Genomic DNA, 16,064 nt, shown 5'->3' with positions numbered 1-16,064 from the left:
CCCGTCATCCGCATCGGCATCACCCGTGGACCCCGATTTGAGCACTTCCAGTCCCAGCCCTGAATTGGCCGCCGGCCTGCCTGCCGCCATCGCCGAGCCGTTCCTGGATCCTGCGATGTACCACGAGATCTTCCATAACGTGGACGCGGGGTTCTGCGTCATCGACATGGTGTTCGATGGCGACAAAGCCGTCGATTACGTGATTCGCTCGACCAATGGCGCGTTCGAGCGCTACACCGGTCTGACCAATGCGGTGAATGTCTCCGTGCGCGGCATGCTCGCCGAGCATGAGCAGGAGTGGTTCGACCGCTACGGGCACGTTGCCCGCACCGGCAACCGTATCCATTTCGAAATGCAGGCCAAGGCGTTGCGGCGCTGGTATTCGGTGGATGCGTTCCGGGTCGGGCAACCGGAGCAGGCACGGGTGGCGGTGTTGTTCATGGACATCACCGAGCGCAAGCGCGTCGAGCGCGAGCTGGCCGAGAGTGAGGCGCGCTTCAGCGCACTGGCCGATGGCTTGCCGATGCCGGTCTGGGTGCTGGACGCACAAGGCGTGGTGCGTTTCGTCAACAGCGCTTATGGCGAATTCTTCGGCATCGATATTTCCAGCGGCACGGTCTCGGCGTGGAGCGAATTGCTGCATCCCGACGATTTGTCGATCTTCCAGTTCGAACTGGCCGCCTCCCTGGAAGAACAGCGCGCGTTGCACGCGCTGGTACGTGCGCGCCGCCACGATGGCCAGTGGCGCTGGATCGAAATGGCAGCCACGCCGCGGTATTCGGCCGATGGTCGTTTCATTGGTCTTGCCGGCAGCAGTCCGGATGTCACCGAACAGCGCGAAATCGAATTGGCGCGCGAACAACTGCTCGAGTCAGAGCGCACTGCGCGCAACGAGGCCGAGAGCATGGCGCGGTTCAAGGACGAGTTCCTGGCCACGCTGTCGCACGAATTGCGCACGCCATTGACCACGATTCTGGGCTGGAGCGAACTGCTGCTGCAGCGGGTCGAAGAAGGCCAGCCCACGTACAAGGGCCTGTCGGTGATCGCCAGCAGCGCACGTGCGCAAAAGCGGCTGATCTCGGACATGCTCGATCTCAGCAGCATGCTGCTGGGCAAGGTGCAGCTGGAGGTCGAATCGCTGGATCTGGCCGAGCAGGTGCGCGAAGCGCTGACTACCCAGGAACTGGCTGCCGAAGGCAAGGACCAGGTCCTGGAGGTGCACGTGCCGGCCACCCCGTGCCTGGTACTCGGCGATGCCACGCGGCTGCAGCAGGTGTTGTGGAATCTGCTCTCCAACGCGATCAAGTTCACCCCGGCACACGGCCGCATCGACGTCACCATCGAGCGCGACGACGGCCATCTGCTGGTGTCGGTACGCGACTCCGGCGACGGCATCGCCGCCGAATTCCTGCCGCATCTGTTCGGGCGCTTCCGCCAGGCAGACGGCACCACCACGCGCCAGCACGGCGGTCTGGGCCTGGGCCTGGCGATCGTGCAGCAATTGGTGGAAATGCATGGCGGCCAGGTGGGCGCCACCAGTGGCGGGCGCGGCAAGGGCGCCACGTTTACCGTGCGCCTGCCCGAGCACATTCCTGATCAGGCCAAGCGGCCGCGGCGCGAGCTGCGTCGGCGGCTGATGTCCGAGCAGATCATCGAAGCACGTGCGCTCAATGGCCTGCGGCTGCTGGCAGTGGAAGATCAGCCGGACATGCTCGACTATTTGCGCCGCCTGCTGGAAGAACAGGGCGCCGAAGTGGTCACCGCCGGCAGCGCCACCGATGCACTAGCCCTGATCGATCATCGCGGTTACGCACGCTTCGATCTGATGCTCACCGACATCGGCATGCCGGGCATGGATGGCTACGGACTGATCCGCACCGTGCGCGAAAACCTGGGGCTGGATGCCACTGCATTGCCGGCGGTGGCAGTGACCGCACTGGCACGCGACGACGATCGCAAGCGCGCGCTGGACTCCGGTTTTCAGGAGCATCTGGCCAAGCCCTACAGCGTTGCGCAACTTGTCACCGCTGTGCGCGCGGCGCGCGAATCGGTGGAGTGACCCACGCGCGGCATCCACGTCGCGCGATCATGCGTCGCCAGGCGATTGCATAAGCAAGACGCTGTTTTGTGCGTCTTTCACAGCCAGTGGCCTAGCGTGGCAACTTCTTCTTCGGAGATGCCACGATGTCCAAATACGCCCCGCACGTTTATTCGGAACAGGTACAGATCGCAACGCTCGAACACTGGGTGTCGCTGCTCGGTGGTCAGGAGCGTGTGCAGATCGAACTGGACGATGGCAGCACCATCAGCGGCACGGTTGCCGTGCGCCCGACCATCCAGACCTATCTGGACGCTCAGCAGCGCGAAGGCATCAACGGCCAATTGCGCCTGGATCACCTGGATGCAGCCCAGGAACCGCAGTGGATCTGGATGGATCGCATCGTGGCGGTGCACCCGCTGCCAGTGGGCGCCGCTCCGCAACCTAGGCCCTGACACGCCTGCATTGACGATGTGTTTACTTCTCAACGTGGTGTTGACGGCATGATGGCCGATTGTCGCAACTGTTCAGGATTGCCCCCGCAATGAATGCACCCTCGTTGAAGCTCGCTCGTTGGCCGCTGTCGTTGCTGACTGTCGCCGTTCTCGCCGCCTGCGGCGATACCGCCACGCTTGCCATCGAACAGGGAACCGGACCCAACCCGCAATTGCCCGAGCCGGTCAAACGTCTGATCCCCACGGTCAAGGTGGCGCCGGTCAAACGCTGGACCGAGAACGCCAAGCCGATCGCTGCCGACGATCTGCAGGTCGCCGCGTTCGCACGCGATCTCGACCACCCACGTTGGGTCTATGTGCTGCCGAACGGCGATGTGCTGGTGGCCGAAACTGCAGAGCCGCCCAAGCCGGACGATGCCGAAGGCGGTGGCGGGATCCGCAAGAAAGTGCAGGGCGCGATGATGAGCAAGGCCGGCGCCGTGGTGCCCAGCGCCAATCGCATCACGCTGCTGCGCGACGTCGATGGCGATGGGGTGGCCGAGGTGCGCACGCAGTTTGTCAGCGGCCTGTTTTCGCCGTTCGGCATGGCCTTGGTCGGCGATCGGTTCTATGTCGCCAATGCCGATGCGCTGGTGAGCTTTCCGTACAAGGCCGGCGATACGCATATCACCGCCAAGCCGACCTTCGTGGCCAATCTGCCTGGCGGTCTGAATCACCATTGGACCAAGTCGCTGCTGGCCAGCGCCGATGGCAGCAAGTTGTACGTAGGTGTGGGCTCCAACAGCAATGTGGCCGAAAACGGCATGGAAGCCGAGCTCAACCGCGCGGCGATTCTGGAGATCGACCCGGCCACCGGCAGCAGCCGCGTGTTCGCCAGCGGGCTGCGCAATCCGGTCGGCACCGCGTGGGAGCCGCAGAGCAAATCGCTGTGGGTGGTGGTGAACGAGCGCGATGAAATCGGCAGCGATCTGGTGCCTGATTATCTGACCTCGGTGCGCGATGGCGGCTTTTACGGCTGGCCTTACAGCTATTACGGCCAGCACGTGGACGAGCGGGTCAAGCCGCAGAATGCCGAACTGGTGGCCAAGGCGATCAAGCCCGATTACGCACTCGGGCCGCATACCGCCTCGCTCGGTCTGAGCTTTGCCAGCGGTACGTTGCTGCCGGAGCGCTTCCGCCAGGGCGCTTTCATCGGCCAGCATGGCTCATGGAATCGCGATCCGCCCAGCGGCTACAAGGTGCTGTTCGTGCCGTTCGTCGACGGCAAGCCCAGCGGCACGCCGATCACCGTGCTGGACGGTTTTCTGGATGCCGAAGGCAATGCACAGGGCCGTCCGGTCGGTGTGGCGCCCGACAATAGCGGCGCGCTGCTGGTGGCCGACGATGTGGGCAATGTGATCTGGCGGGTGACTTCGAAGGCACGTTGATCCAAACGCGCTGATCCAGGCGTTCAAACAAGAAAACCGGGCCCAGGCCCGGTTTTTTCATGCGCGTTTTCACTCAAACACAATCAGGTCGCTTAAGCGCAATTAGCGCGGCGCCTCTGGAGACGCACTGAAGCGACGCGCGTAGCCACGCTCCTCGGTGATCCGGCTGATGTCATCGTCGGCCATTTCCGGTGCGCCATAGACCGCATAGGCCAAGCTGCCATCGTCGCGTTCGCCCACCTGATGCAGGCGATAACGCGGCCGGCCGGCGCCGGTGTTTTCGGGGTAATGCATCGGTGGCGGAGTGTCGTCCAGATCCATTTCGCTGTTGTCGACAACTCCACCTACGAACAAGGCTCGCATCGCGTCTCTCCGGTGTGGGCGTGCTTTCAGCCTAGGCGGGCAGATGTTGCGTACGCATCAATAGTCCGTATAGACATTGGAAGGCATGCCGTTGCCAGGTCACGCAATTGGAATCGGCTTGGAGTGGCTGACCTAACTACTTAAGGTTGTTCTATTGCAGGGCGGCTGATCTGCGGCTTGGCTGCAGGGCCCTTGCCCGCCCACCATCGCGGGACACGCCGCAAGTACGTCCATGTAGGCTCTTACGCGGCATCCATGCCGCGTAAGGTCCCGCGACGGTGGGCGGGCAAGGGCCAGTCAAGATGGTCGGTGTGCATGGTTTTCAATAAAACAGCCGGCAAACTTTCTGGTGCGGTGTCCTTGCCGATTGCGGGACCGTGTGGCGGCATGGATGCCGCCACCGAGCCCCCAGGGACGGGTTTACGGCGTGTCCCGCGAGCGGTGAGGGCACCGCGCCCTCGACCGACTAAGCTTTTGACTCGATCAATCAAGATCAGCGCAACTGAGAGCTCCCAGCGGATGGCGCCGCCGGGTAGCCGGCAGCGGTCCCTTACAATGGCCGCCTGTTCCCGACCCGATGATCCGATGGCTGGCCCGCACGACGCCCCGCTTCAAACCCTGTTCCTGCCCTTCGCCCAGGGCGTGCTGCCGTGGCCCAACGGCCCGGTGTTGTTCCTGCGCGCGCGGGATGGTTTTGCGCTCAGTGAGCATGCCGCCGCCGAGACGCTGACCTGCGAGCAGAGCTTTCGGCCGTTCGCCGAGGCGCTGGAGCGCAGCGGCTGGAACGTGCGCGAAGAGAGCGAGATCGAAGCCGACAGCACCCGCTACGCACTGGTGCTGGTGCTGCCGCCGCGTCAGCGCGAAGAAGCGCGTGCGTTGTTTGCGCGCGCCGTGGCGCTGACCGCGCCGGGTGGCCGCGTGGTGGCCTGCCAGTCCAACAACGAGGGCGCGCGCTCGGGCGAAGCCGATCTGCGTCAGCTCACCGGCCTGGCCGGCAGCCTGACCAAGCACCATTGCCGCACCTACTGGAGCGCCCCGCTGCCTGCCGACACCGATGTGGCGCTGCAGGCGCGCTGGGCCGCGCTGGATGCGCCGCGCAAGATTCTGGACGGGCGCTTCGTCAGCCGCCCGGGCGTGTTCGCCTGGGACCGCATCGATCCTGCCTCTGCGCTGTTGGTCGAGCATCTACCGCCCACGCTGGCTGGGCACGGCGCCGATCTGGGTGCGGGCTTTGGCTATCTGTCGGCCGAAGTGCTGGCGCGTTGCCCCAAGGTCACCGCGCTGGATCTGTACGAGGCCGAGGCGCGCGCGCTCACCCTGGCGCAGCGCAATCTGCAAGGCATCGCGCATCCGGCGCAGCTGCAGTACCACTGGCACGACGTCACCGCCGGCCTGGTGGCGCAGTACGACTTCATCGTCAGCAATCCGCCGTTCCACACGCCCTCGCGTGCCGATCGCCCGGATATCGGGCAGCGCTTCATCTCGGTGGCCGCGCAGGCGCTGCGCCCGGGCGGGCAGCTGTTGCTGGTCGCCAACCGGCATCTGCCTTACGAATACGTGCTCAACGAAAGCTTCGGGCAGGTACGCGTGGCCGCCGAACGCCACGGTTTCAAGCTGATTTCTGCCATCCGCGGCCGTGGAGCGCGCGCATGAAGCTGGTCAAGCACATCGCCAATCTCGGTTATGGCAGCCGCAAGCAGGTGACCCAGCTGTTTCGCCAGGGCGCGGTCACCGATGTCCAGGGCGAGGTGCTGTATGCCGACGACCAGGTGGAGCACGACGCGATCCGCATCGATGGCGAGCCGCTGGATCCGCCGCCGGGTTTTAGCCTGTTGCTGCACAAACCCAGCGGCTACACCTGCTCGACCAAGGACACCGGCCGGCTGATCTACGAGTTACTACCACTGCGCTTCCGTTCGCGCGCGCCGGTGCTGGCACCGGTGGGGCGGCTGGATCGCGAAACCAGCGGCATGCTGCTGATGACCGACGACGGCGCGCTGCTGCACCGGATCATTTCGCCCAAGTCCGCATTGGACAAGGTGTACGACGTCACCCTGGCGGAAGATTTGCGTGGCGACGAAGCCGCGCTGTTTTTCAGCGGCACGTTGCTGCTGGAAGGCGAAACCAAACCATTGCTGCCGGCCGAACTGGATGTGCTCGGCCCACGCGAAGCGCGCCTGACCTTGCACGAGGGCCGCTACCACCAGGTGCGGCGCATGTTTGCCGCCGCCGGCAATCATGTGGTGGCGCTGCACCGCAGCCGCATCGGCGGGCTGTCGCTGGACGGTCTGCCGTCCGGGCAATGGCGCACGTTGGAAGCGCCCGATCTTGAGGTGTTGTTCGGCCGCAGCGAGCAGGCATGATCCATGCCCCACAGGTCCCGCAAGCAGTGAGAACACCGCACCCGCCAACGTGTTCGTGTGCTGCTGATGGGAACCACGAAGACGGCCGCGCCCGCCTGGCGGTGCACGTCGTTTTGTCGCCCCGCTCCAAGTAGCTAACCTGCGCCAGACTTTAGACGTACTGCATCTTGCGCGACATGCCGCCATCGACGACGAAGTCCTGACCGGTCACAAAGCCGGACAGCTGCGGCGACAGCAGATACACCGCCAGCTGCGCGACGTCTTCCGGCGTGCCCACCCGGCCGGCCGGGTGTTGTGCATGGTCGCGGCGCGAGAGCTTGGGCGTGCGCCTGCGCTGCGGTGCACGCCAGGCATCGGTGCTGATCCAGCCCGGGCTGATGCTGTTGACGCGCACCTGCGGGCCTTCGCTCAGCGCCAATGCATGCGTGAAGGCCACCAGGCCACCCTTGGCGGCGGCATAGGCTTCGCTATGCGGTTCGGATTGCCAGGCGCGGGTGGAGGCGATATTGACGATCGCGCCGCCGCCCTGGGCTTGCGCCAGTGCAGGCAAGGCCTGCTTGCTGCACAAAAATGCGCCATGCAGGCTCGCCAGCCGGCGATTCCACTCGTTCCACTCCAGTTGCGGCAAGGGTGCAACATGCGGATCGGCCACGCCTGCGTTGTTGACCAGGCCATCGAGGCGACCGAAGCGTTTCAGTGCGGCGGCGATCAAGCGCGTTGCCTGGGGTTCGCGCGCCGCATCGCAACGGACGAAGGCGCTGCGTTGCGGCAGTGCCCATTCGTGCAGACATGCCTTGCCGGCGTCCGCATCCAGATCGCCGATCACCACGCTGCCGCCCGCGCCCAGCACTGCCTGCGCAATGCCGCGGCCGATGCCTTGCGCGCCACCGGTGATCACCACCACGCGGTCCTGCAGCGGGGACGGGTTCCATGAGGAAACAGCAGGAATCAAGGGCATCGGAGCATCGCGTCAGTGAGGTCGTCGGCACTGTAACGCGTGCGTTGTGGTGGTCGCAGCAAGATGCGCGCGCGGGCTGTCGCCGCATCGGCGGCGCTTGCGCGCGCCGTGTCTCGGCTGATCAGTGCGTCGATGCGTTCAACAGACGTTCCCAGCCGTCCTGGCCCAGGCGTTCCAGCGTCTCGATATTGCGCTCGACGATCACGTCCGGGTCGGGGAAGGCGGCCACCGCACGCTCCACGCTGTCTTCGCGCAGCAGGTGCAAGGTGGGGAAGGGCGAGCGGTTGGTGAAGTTGGCCACATCGTCCACGGCCGCGCCTGCGAACTGATAGTCCGGATGGAAGCTGGCCACCTGCAACACGCCGTCCAGATCCAGCGCTTCCACGGCCGCATCGGCGTTGTCGAGGAAGTCGTTGTAATCCAGGAAATCGGTGAGCACGTCCGGATGCACGATCAAGGTGGTGTCGATCTGCTCTGCCGGCGTGTCGCGCAGCAACACCAGTTCTTCGGCCAGTTCTTCGAGCAGCGCTTCGGGCGTGCTGGCGTCGCTGAGGACCAGGCGCACCTGCTCCTTGACGTAGACCGCCTTGGCGAACGGGCACAGGTTCAAACCGATCACCGCGCGCTCGATCCACTGGCGGGTGGCGGTCAACGGGTCAAGCGAGGAAGGCGTGGACGTCATCGTGGCGGCGGCGGGATGGAGCGCCAGTGTATGCGATCGGTGTTTTCGCAGCCGCGCGCGGTTGTTCCGGCGGCCCGGTCAAGCAGGCGCGAGCGATGGCGGTGTGCACTGTCATTGCAACGTGCAGTTCGGCCTTGGCGCCGCTGGTCTATCGAGTCTCGGTCTGCGCAGGAGCTGCCACATGCGCACGCACAAACGCGATCGATGCCTGTGCAACCGCCTCGGCATGCGGGGTCTTGTGCGGCGAGCCGATCGCATGCGCGCCGGTGTCGAATGCCATCGCCTGTTTGCGGCTTGCCGCGGTGCCGAGCGCATCGAACATGTCCAGCATCGCCGGCACCGAGGCGGTTGGATCTTCCTCGCCGTTGGCCGCGCGGTAGTAGCCAACAAACACCGGGCAGCGCACACGCGACCACGGAGGATCGGCGGCCACGCTGGCGAACAGACTGCGCAGCGCGCGGAATCCATCCGGGTGGATGATGTTCGACCAGAACGCCAAGGATGCGGCGTTGCGTGGGCGTGGATCGGTTAATGGCGCCTGCGCCGCGCAGACCTGATCGAGCAGTGCAGGGTTGGCCGGCCGGATGCCGGGCGACCATGCGATGACCGCAGCCACCGCGTCGGGCTGCTGCGCTGCTAGCCATAACCCCAGAGTGCCGCCCATGGACGAGCCGACGATCGCCACGCGCTCGCCCATCCGCTGCGCCTGCGCCAATGCTTGCAGTGCCGATGCCTGCAACGCGGCAGGCGTGAGTCCTTGCATCGCGTCGGCTGCGCTGGATCCATGGCCAGGCCAACGATGCACGTACAGGTTGGCGCTTAACGTATCGGCCATCTGCTCGGGCAGCTCGCCGGCTTCGCCCGGGCTGGCCATGAACCCGTGCAGGTACAGCAGCGCCAGCGGCGTGCGTGCCTGCGCCGCATGTTGCCAGTGGCAGCGTGCGGCGTTGCCGGGCTTGAGGTCAGTGCTGTCGATGCTTGGCTCAGTCGCGGAAGTTGTCGAACTGCAGCGGCAGCTCGAAATCGGCCTTCTTCAGCAGCGCCATCGCATCTTGCAGATCGTCGCGCTTCTTGCCGCTCACGCGCAGCTTGTCGCCATTGATCTGCGCTTCCACCTTGAGCTTGGCTTCCTTCAATTTGGCCACCAGCTGCTTGGCCTGCTTCTGCTCGATGCCCTGCTTGACGGTGACCTTCTGGCGCGCACCGGCCAGATTGGTTTCCATATCGCCGAACTCCAGGCAACGCACGTCGATGCCGCGTGCCAGCAGGCGTGCGCGCAGGATGTCGGTCATCTGCTTGACCTGGAAATCGCTGGGCGCGGACTGGTTGATCACCTTGTCGTCTTCCAGCTCGAACCTGGCTTCCACGCCCTTGAAATCGAAGCGCGTATCCAGCTCGCGATTGGCCTGATCCACCGCATTGGTCAGTTCGTGCTTGTCGACTTCGGAGATCACGTCGAAGGAAGGCATGCAAAGCTCCTGCTATCTGAAAAACAGCCGCCATTCTAGGGCATCGCGTCGTGCGTACTGTCGAGACGGGGGTTGGCGGTCGGTGCGCAGGCGCAGCGATAATGCGTCATGCCCAACACCCGTTCTCCGCTTCCCGCCATCGCCTGGATGGTGGCCGCCGTGGCCTGCTTCTCGCTGATGGATGCGGGCATGAAGCTGCTGTCGGCGCATTACCCACCGCTGCAGGTCACCTTGTTGCGTGGCGCGGCATCGCTGCCGTTCGTGCTGGTGTGGGTGTTCGCCACCGCCGGGCCGCGTTCGATCGTGCCGGTGCGCTGGGGGCTGCATCTGCTGCGCGGGGTGCTGGGCATGGTGATGATCGGCTGCTTCGTCTACGGCTTGAAGCGCATGCCGTTGTCCACCGCCTACACGCTGTATTTCGTGGCGCCGCTGCTGGTGGCGGCGCTATCGGTGCCGTTGCTGGGCGAGCGTGTGGGCCCGCGGCGCTGGACCGCGATTGCCATCGGCCTGGTCGGGGTGATCGTGGTGTTGCGCCCTGGCGTGGATGGCTTGATCTCGTTGCCCGGCCTGATGGTGCTGCTGGCGGCCACTGCCTACGCCATCGCGGCCATCACCGTGAGCTTGCTGACGCGTACCGATACCCCGCAGGCGATGGTGGTGTGGTTTCTGCTGTTCATGGCGATCGGCGCCGGCCTGCTGGCGATCCCCGGCTGGGTGCCGTTGCGGGGCGAGCACGCCTGGTTGATCGCCGGCATGGGCCTAGCCGGGGCGCTGGGGCAGATCGCGCTGACCCAGGCCTTCCTGCGCGGCGAAGCCTCGATGATCGCGCCGCTGGAATACACCGGCCTGGTCTGGGTGATCGGCTGGGATTGGCTGCTGTGGCAGACCCTGCCAGACAACTGGACCTGGACCGGCGCCGGCATCATCGTCGCCAGCGGGCTGTATTTGTTGCGGCGGGAGCGGATTCGGAAGGCCGACAGGCCGCCACCGTTGGATAGGCTGTGATTGGGGATTCGGGATTCGCTAGAGCAACGGCAAGGCGCTTTGGCTTTTGCGAATCCCCAATCCCCAATCCCCACTCCCTACCTTAGAACTCAATGGAATATCGTCCGCAAACATTGACTGGTAGGCTTCACGGCCCCCCAATCGGCCACGCGCGGTGATCCAGTTTCAGCGCCTGCACAAGTCTTATTCCGTTGACGGTCGCCAGATCGTGGCGCTGCACCCGCTCGATCTGCGGATCGGCCCCGGCGAAGTGTTCGGCATCATCGGCCATTCCGGCGCCGGCAAATCCACGTTGATCCGGCTGATCAACCGGCTGGAAGAACCTAGCGGCGGGCGCCTGCTGATCGGCGACGAGGACGTCACCGCGCTGGACAGCCAGGGCCTGCGCACGCTGCGCCGCCGTATCGGCATGATCTTCCAGCACTTCAATCTGCTGTCCTCACGCACCGTGGCCGGCAATGTGGCGTTTCCGCTGGAACTGGCCGGCACCCCGCGCGCTGAGGTCGATGCGCGCGTGGCCGAGCTGCTGGCGCGGGTGGGGCTGGAGCAGCACGCCAACAAGTATCCGGCGCAGTTGTCCGGCGGGCAGAAGCAGCGCGTGGGCATTGCGCGCGCGCTGGCCACCCGGCCGCAGATCCTGCTGTGCGACGAGGCCACCAGCGCGCTGGACCCGCAGACCACCGCCTCGGTGCTGCAACTGCTGGCGCAGATCAACCGCGAGCTGGGCCTGACCATCGTGTTGATCACCCATGAGATGGACGTGATCCGCCGCGTCTGCGACCGCGTGGCAGTGCTGGACGCCGGCAAGCTGGTCGAAACCGGCCCGGTGACCGAGGTGTTCCTGCATCCGCAGCACGCCACCACGCGGCGCTTTGTCTCCGAAGCCGAGCACGTGGACGAAGCCGAGCTGCATCGCGACTTCGCTGCGGTGGGCGGGCGCATCGTGCGGCTGACCTTTCTTGGCAATGGCACCTACGAACCGGTGCTTGGCCGCATCGCGCGCGAGACCGGCGTGGACTACAACATCCTGTCCGGGCGCGTGGACCGCATCAAGGACACCCCGTACGGCCAGCTCATCGTCGCCTTGACCGGCGGCGACCATAACGCGGCACGTGCCGGCTTCGTCGCGGCTGGTGTGCAAGTGGAGGATCTACGCGTATGACTCTGTTGATCGCCGCTGCCGATGGGTTCTTCCGCAATCTCGATGCCGGCAAGTGGGGCGATATCGGCCAGGCCACGCTCGACACCTTGCTGATGCTGGCCGGCGCGCTACCGCTGACGTTGTTGATCGGCCTGCCGCTGGGTGTGGCGCTGTTCCTGTGCGGCGCGCCCCAACTACGCCGCCGCCCGGTGCTGTACGGCGCACTCGCGGCGCTGATCAATCTGCTGCGCTCGGTGCCTTTCATCATCCTGATGATTGCGATGATCCCGCTCACGCTGATGCTGATGGGCACCTCGCTGGGCGTGCGCGGCGCGATCCTGCCGTTGGTGGTCGGCGCTGCACCGTTCTACGCGCGGCTGGTGGAAACCGCCTTGCGCGAGGTGGACCGCGGCATTATCGAAGCCAGCCAGGCGATGGGCGCCACCACGTGGCAGCTGGTGTTGCGCGTGCTGCTGCCCGAAGCGCGCCCGGGCCTGATCGCCGGCGCCACCGTGACCACCATCGCGCTGATCGGCTTCACTGCGATGGGCGGTGCGATCGGCTCGGGCGGCCTGGGCGATGTAGCGTATCGCGAAGGCTATCTGCGCTCGCATTCGGATGTCGCGCTGGTCACCGTGATCGCCTTGCTGGTGCTGGTGCAGCTGCTGCAGATGCTGGGCGACCGGCTGGTGGCGCGTTACAGCCGGCGCTGAGGTCGGCTGCGACCGGGTGCCGCGTGGCGTGGAGGGTCACGCACGAAACATGGGCTTGCGAATCGCCGCTGCACCCGCGGTCTGCTAGGTTTACCTCTTGCGGCAGTGCCGCATTCCTCCTCCCACGGATCCCTACATGAGCACATTCGCGTTTCGTTCCCTCCTGGCTGCGGCCACGCTGGCCCTGGCCTCCTGCGGCGGTAACGGTGGCAGCAGCGGCGGTGACACGCTGACCGTGGCCGCCACCGCGGTGCCGCATGCCGAGATCCTGGAGGTGGTCGAACCGCTGCTGGCCAAGCAGGGCGTCAAGCTGGACGTGCGCGTGTTCAACGACTACGTGCAGCCCAACGACCAGGTCGTACAGAAGCAGATCGACGTCAATTACTTCCAGACCGAGCCCTATCTGGACGCCTACAACCGCGACCGCAAGAGCCAGCTGGTGACCGTGGTCGGCGTGCATATCGAACCGTTCGGTGCGTATTCGCGCCGCTTCAAGACGCTGGCCGAACTGCCCACCGGCGCGGACGTGGTGATCCCCAACGACCCGAGCAACAACAGCCGCGCGCTGATCCTGCTCGACAAGGCCGGCGTGATCAAACTCAAGGATCCCAGCAACGCGTTGTCCAGCCAGCGCGACATCGTCGAGAACCCCAAGCAGCTGAAGTTCCGCGAGCTCGATTCGGCAATGCTGCCGCGTGTGCTCGACCAGGTCGATCTGGCGCTGATCAACACCAACTACGCACTCGACGCCGGGCTCAATCCGACCCGCGATGCGCTGGCGATCGAAAGCAAGGACTCGCCGTACGTGAACTTCCTGGTGGCCCGCCCGGACAACAAGGACGATGCGCGCGTGCAGAAGCTCGCCAAGGCTTTGACCAGCCCGGAAGTGAAGGCCTTCATCGAGCAGAAGTACAAAGGCGCGGTACTGCCGGCGTTTTAAGAGCGGTCATCAACACGGCTGTGCAGTGGCCAGGCGGGTGCGATCGGTACCCGTCGCGGCACACATTCCTCGTGCACTGCGGTTCTGAGCGCGCCGTCCACCTCCGCCTGACGTGCGCCCGCGACGTTTTGCTAACCACTGTTCGCCGCAACTGAGCATCTGATGCCACTTCTCCTCGCTATTCCGCTGGCCGTGATCATCGCTCTGGCGGTGTTCGCGGTGCTGTTTCCGTTGTCGCTGGTGCAGCGCTTCCGTGTCGGTACGGCGCGGCGACAGGCCCGCGGATGGTTGTTGATGATCAATCTGGCCTCGGCTGCGCTCTCTAACGTGTTGTTCGTCATTTTCGCGCTGGTTGCTGCGGCGTTCTGGCCCGGCGCGATCAGCCACGCCGCATTCGGCTGGGCCTGCGGGCTGGCCTTGGGTCTGCTGGCGTTGCGGCTGACCCGCTTCGAACGCACCCAGCAGGGCCTGTTTTACCGGCCCAATCTGTGGCTGGTGCTCGCAGTGACGGCGTTGGTGGTAGTACGCGTCATCGCCGGCATGGTGCAGGGCTGGCGCAGCGCCTGGCAGGGCGTGGCCTGGCCCACGGAAGGCTGGCTCAGTCATGCCAGTCTGCTGGGCGCGGCCGGCGTATTGCTTGGATATGCGCTCGCGTATGCCACCTTGCTGTGGTGGCGTTGGCGCAGTGCACGCTTGCGCGGCAGCGTTTACTGGCGTTGAGCTGGCGCCTGCACGTGAGTGCATGTCGATGCTTCGCTGGCACTGGCACTGGCACTGGCGACACTCACACTCGCGCGGAATAGGCACCGACGCGGTAAGCCCGCCCATCCCGCCCGGCATTCGTAGATAGAACGCGAGCGAGATTCAGCGCGCCGAAATATGTAGAGCGCCACGATTTCCACGCATAAAAAAACGGGCCTTGCGGCCCGTTTTTCTTCAACTGACACTTAGCTTGGTCGAACGTGCTTAGAAGCGCGCGCCGACACCGAAGCCGACGGTCCACGGATCCAGTTCCAGCTCGCTGCCGGTGCCCTGGCCGCCTTCGCGCAGTTCCGGACGTGAACGCATGTAGCGGGCGTCGGCACGTGCGAACCAGGTGGAGTTGATGTTCATGTCCACGCCGACGGTGCCGATGACACCCTTGGCGGTGTCCAGGCCCACGTGCTGGCCGCTGGCCGAGGCCGCGTCGATCTTCTCGTTGCTGAAGTTCGACTCGTAGTAGCCCACGCCCACGAATGGACGGAACACGTTATCGGCCTGACCGAAGTGGTACTGGCCGCTGATGGCGATCGGCTGCTGTTCGACGGTACCGACCTTGCCCACGCCATCGGCGTTGACGCGGTGGTTGAACTTGTCGGCTGCGCCCCACAGTTCAACGGCCCAGTTGTCGTTGATGTAGTAGCTGGCGCTCAGCGTCGGCGCCGGGCCGCCGTCGACGTCCAGGCCCGGAGCCGGGTCGTTCTTCGGCTTGATCAGGGCCACACCGCCGACCACTGCCCAATGCTTGCCAGAGGCGCTATCGGCGCTGGTGGAAGCCGAGGAGGTGTCACCGGTGTAGGTGGTGTCTTGTGCAAATGCAGACGGCGCAAACGCAAGTGCGGATACAGCAGCCAGGCTCAGGATGGAAATGGAACGCATTGGGGGTCTCCTCGTGTTCTTGTTGGGCCCGTGGAGTGGGCCGCGCCAAAGCTATTCCTGAAAATCTGAATCCACGCCCACCCGCAGCTCGCTAAAATTTCGTTTGTTCAGCAAGTTTCCGGAGAAGGCCGTGGTTGCGACATGCAAGCTGAAAAAGACATTCACCCAGGTGCGATCGCCGTGACGAAAAACGACGTGTTGCAAGGCCTGCCAGCGCACATTCCTGGCGATTGCCGTGTCTTGGTGCTCGGTTCGATGCCCGGCAACGCCTCGCTGGACGCGGCGATGTACTACGCGCACCCACGCAATCGGTTCTGGCCGTTGATGCAGGTTTTGTTGGGTATCGATGCAAGCGCTGCATATGTCGAGTGTCTGGAGGCGTTGGCGCACTGCGGCGTCGGCTTGTGGGATGTGATCGGCCAATGCGAACGGCGCGGCAGCCTGGATACGGCCATCGTCGCCAGCAGCATCGTGGTCAACCCGTTGGCAGCGCGCATGGCAACGCTGCCGCAACTGCGCGCGGTGGCCTGCAATGGTGCCGCTGCGGCGCAGGCATGGCGTCGGCACGTGCAGCCGCTGTTGCCAACGCAGTTGCAGGCAGTGCCGGTCTGGGCGTTGCCGTCCACCAGCCCGGCCAACGCAGCGTGGTCGTTGCAACGTTTGTGCGACGCCTGGCAGCCGTTGCGCGATGCCTTGGATTAGCGACATTGGCCAGGCATGCATCGACGTCGTGATCGAAGACATGCCCATGATCGGGACACGAGCGAGGCGCATGGTGCCGGTCGAGCGATGTGCACGCGTTTTAGCGGCTTGAACCAACGCGCATACCAACTGCAGCGCCGATTTGACCGGCTGCGGCACCGCTATCGGCC

17 protein-coding genes are annotated in these 16,064 nt (G+C 65.0%); 11 read left to right on the top strand and 6 right to left on the bottom strand.

The genetic code is table 11. The features are described 5' to 3' along the window. The first annotated feature begins 25 nt into the window (after nucleotides 1-25). The 3 genes from AC1KVG_RS04500 to AC1KVG_RS04490 all read left to right on the top strand — a co-directional run bounded on the left by AC1KVG_RS04500 (nucleotide 26) and on the right by AC1KVG_RS04490 (nucleotide 3,920). Nucleotides 26-2,059 carry a PAS domain-containing hybrid sensor histidine kinase/response regulator gene (locus AC1KVG_RS04500; RefSeq protein WP_481093609.1) on the top strand — a complete coding sequence of 678 codons (2,034 nt, stop codon included), beginning with the start codon at nucleotides 26-28 and terminating at the stop codon, nucleotides 2,057-2,059. Nucleotides 2,060-2,184: 125 nt separating this feature from the next. Next, on the top strand, nucleotides 2,185-2,493 hold the full coding sequence (locus AC1KVG_RS04495) for a DUF3247 family protein (RefSeq protein ID WP_481093608.1): 309 nt from the start codon (nucleotides 2,185-2,187) through the stop codon (nucleotides 2,491-2,493). 89 nt (nucleotides 2,494-2,582) lie between these two features. Next, on the top strand, nucleotides 2,583-3,920 hold the full coding sequence (locus tag AC1KVG_RS04490) for a PQQ-dependent sugar dehydrogenase (protein WP_481093607.1): 1,338 nt from the start codon (nucleotides 2,583-2,585) through the stop codon (nucleotides 3,918-3,920). Nucleotides 3,921-4,022: 102 nt separating this feature from the next. On the opposite strand, the gene AC1KVG_RS04485 is transcribed toward AC1KVG_RS04490, so the two are convergent. Next, nucleotides 4,023-4,283, bottom strand: a complete 261-nt coding sequence (locus tag AC1KVG_RS04485) for a hypothetical protein (protein ID WP_006452568.1) — start codon at nucleotides 4,281-4,283, stop codon at nucleotides 4,023-4,025. Nucleotides 4,284-4,868: 585 nt separating this feature from the next. On the opposite strand from AC1KVG_RS04485, the gene AC1KVG_RS04480 reads away from it, so the two are divergent. Both AC1KVG_RS04480 and AC1KVG_RS04475 read left to right on the top strand, forming a co-directional pair. Beyond that, nucleotides 4,869-5,936, top strand: a complete 1,068-nt coding sequence (locus AC1KVG_RS04480) for a class I SAM-dependent methyltransferase (protein WP_481093606.1) — start codon at nucleotides 4,869-4,871, stop codon at nucleotides 5,934-5,936. Further along, nucleotides 5,933-6,646 carry a pseudouridine synthase gene (locus AC1KVG_RS04475; RefSeq protein WP_115039672.1) on the top strand — a complete coding sequence of 238 codons (714 nt, stop codon included), beginning with the start codon at nucleotides 5,933-5,935 and terminating at the stop codon, nucleotides 6,644-6,646. The genes AC1KVG_RS04480 and AC1KVG_RS04475 overlap by 4 nt, the downstream gene beginning before the upstream one ends. Before the next feature lie 151 nt (nucleotides 6,647-6,797). On the opposite strand, the gene AC1KVG_RS04470 is transcribed toward AC1KVG_RS04475, so the two are convergent. The 4 genes from AC1KVG_RS04470 to AC1KVG_RS04455 form a co-directional block, all read right to left on the bottom strand. Continuing rightward, nucleotides 6,798-7,604, bottom strand: coding sequence for an SDR family oxidoreductase (locus AC1KVG_RS04470; protein WP_115039673.1), 807 nt, complete (start codon nucleotides 7,602-7,604; stop codon nucleotides 6,798-6,800). A 121-nt stretch (nucleotides 7,605-7,725) separates the two neighbouring features. Continuing rightward, entirely contained in the window at nucleotides 7,726-8,286 is a 561-nt protein-coding gene (locus AC1KVG_RS04465) for a DUF1415 domain-containing protein (protein ID WP_481093605.1), read from the bottom strand. 148 nt (nucleotides 8,287-8,434) lie between these two features. Then, a complete protein-coding gene (locus AC1KVG_RS04460; RefSeq protein ID WP_481093634.1) occupies nucleotides 8,435-9,262 on the bottom strand; it encodes an alpha/beta hydrolase in 828 nt (275 codons plus the stop codon). A gap of 7 nt (nucleotides 9,263-9,269) precedes the next feature. After that, entirely contained in the window at nucleotides 9,270-9,755 is a 486-nt protein-coding gene (locus tag AC1KVG_RS04455) for a YajQ family cyclic di-GMP-binding protein (RefSeq protein ID WP_006450408.1), read from the bottom strand. Between the two features lie 108 nt (nucleotides 9,756-9,863). Between AC1KVG_RS04455 and AC1KVG_RS04450 the strand changes: the two genes are divergently transcribed. The 5 genes from AC1KVG_RS04450 to AC1KVG_RS04430 all read left to right on the top strand — a co-directional run bounded on the left by AC1KVG_RS04450 (nucleotide 9,864) and on the right by AC1KVG_RS04430 (nucleotide 14,274). Then, the gene (locus AC1KVG_RS04450; protein ID WP_481093604.1) at nucleotides 9,864-10,760 is read left to right on the top strand and encodes a DMT family transporter; all 897 of its coding nucleotides are present in this window, start codon (nucleotides 9,864-9,866) and stop codon (nucleotides 10,758-10,760) included. A 154-nt stretch (nucleotides 10,761-10,914) separates the two neighbouring features. Further along, complete coding sequence (locus tag AC1KVG_RS04445) at nucleotides 10,915-11,922, top strand: methionine ABC transporter ATP-binding protein (RefSeq protein ID WP_023902439.1); 1,008 nt, start codon at nucleotides 10,915-10,917, stop codon at nucleotides 11,920-11,922. Further along, complete coding sequence (locus AC1KVG_RS04440) at nucleotides 11,919-12,614, top strand: methionine ABC transporter permease (protein WP_168957210.1); 696 nt, start codon at nucleotides 11,919-11,921, stop codon at nucleotides 12,612-12,614. The genes AC1KVG_RS04445 and AC1KVG_RS04440 overlap by 4 nt, the downstream gene beginning before the upstream one ends. A 136-nt stretch (nucleotides 12,615-12,750) precedes the next feature. Further along, nucleotides 12,751-13,554, top strand: a complete 804-nt coding sequence (locus tag AC1KVG_RS04435) for a MetQ/NlpA family ABC transporter substrate-binding protein (RefSeq protein ID WP_006450412.1) — start codon at nucleotides 12,751-12,753, stop codon at nucleotides 13,552-13,554. A gap of 162 nt (nucleotides 13,555-13,716) precedes the next feature. After that, nucleotides 13,717-14,274 (top strand): CcdC protein domain-containing protein, encoded by a 558-nt coding sequence (locus AC1KVG_RS04430; protein ID WP_006450413.1) that lies wholly within the window; start codon nucleotides 13,717-13,719, stop codon nucleotides 14,272-14,274. A 246-nt stretch (nucleotides 14,275-14,520) separates the two neighbouring features. On the opposite strand, the gene AC1KVG_RS04425 is transcribed toward AC1KVG_RS04430, so the two are convergent. Continuing rightward, nucleotides 14,521-15,192 (bottom strand): OmpW/AlkL family protein, encoded by a 672-nt coding sequence (locus AC1KVG_RS04425; RefSeq protein ID WP_006450414.1) that lies wholly within the window; start codon nucleotides 15,190-15,192, stop codon nucleotides 14,521-14,523. Between the two features lie 141 nt (nucleotides 15,193-15,333). On the opposite strand from AC1KVG_RS04425, the gene AC1KVG_RS04420 reads away from it, so the two are divergent. Next, a complete protein-coding gene (locus AC1KVG_RS04420) occupies nucleotides 15,334-15,894 on the top strand; it encodes a DNA-deoxyinosine glycosylase (protein ID WP_481093603.1) in 561 nt (186 codons plus the stop codon). Nucleotides 15,895-16,064 lie beyond the last annotated feature (170 nt).

This window comes from Xanthomonas sp. NCPPB 3959, assembly GCF_056675575.1.
The sequence above is the reverse complement of the archived record's forward strand: the minus strand, read 5'-3'. Positions and strand labels throughout refer to the sequence as shown.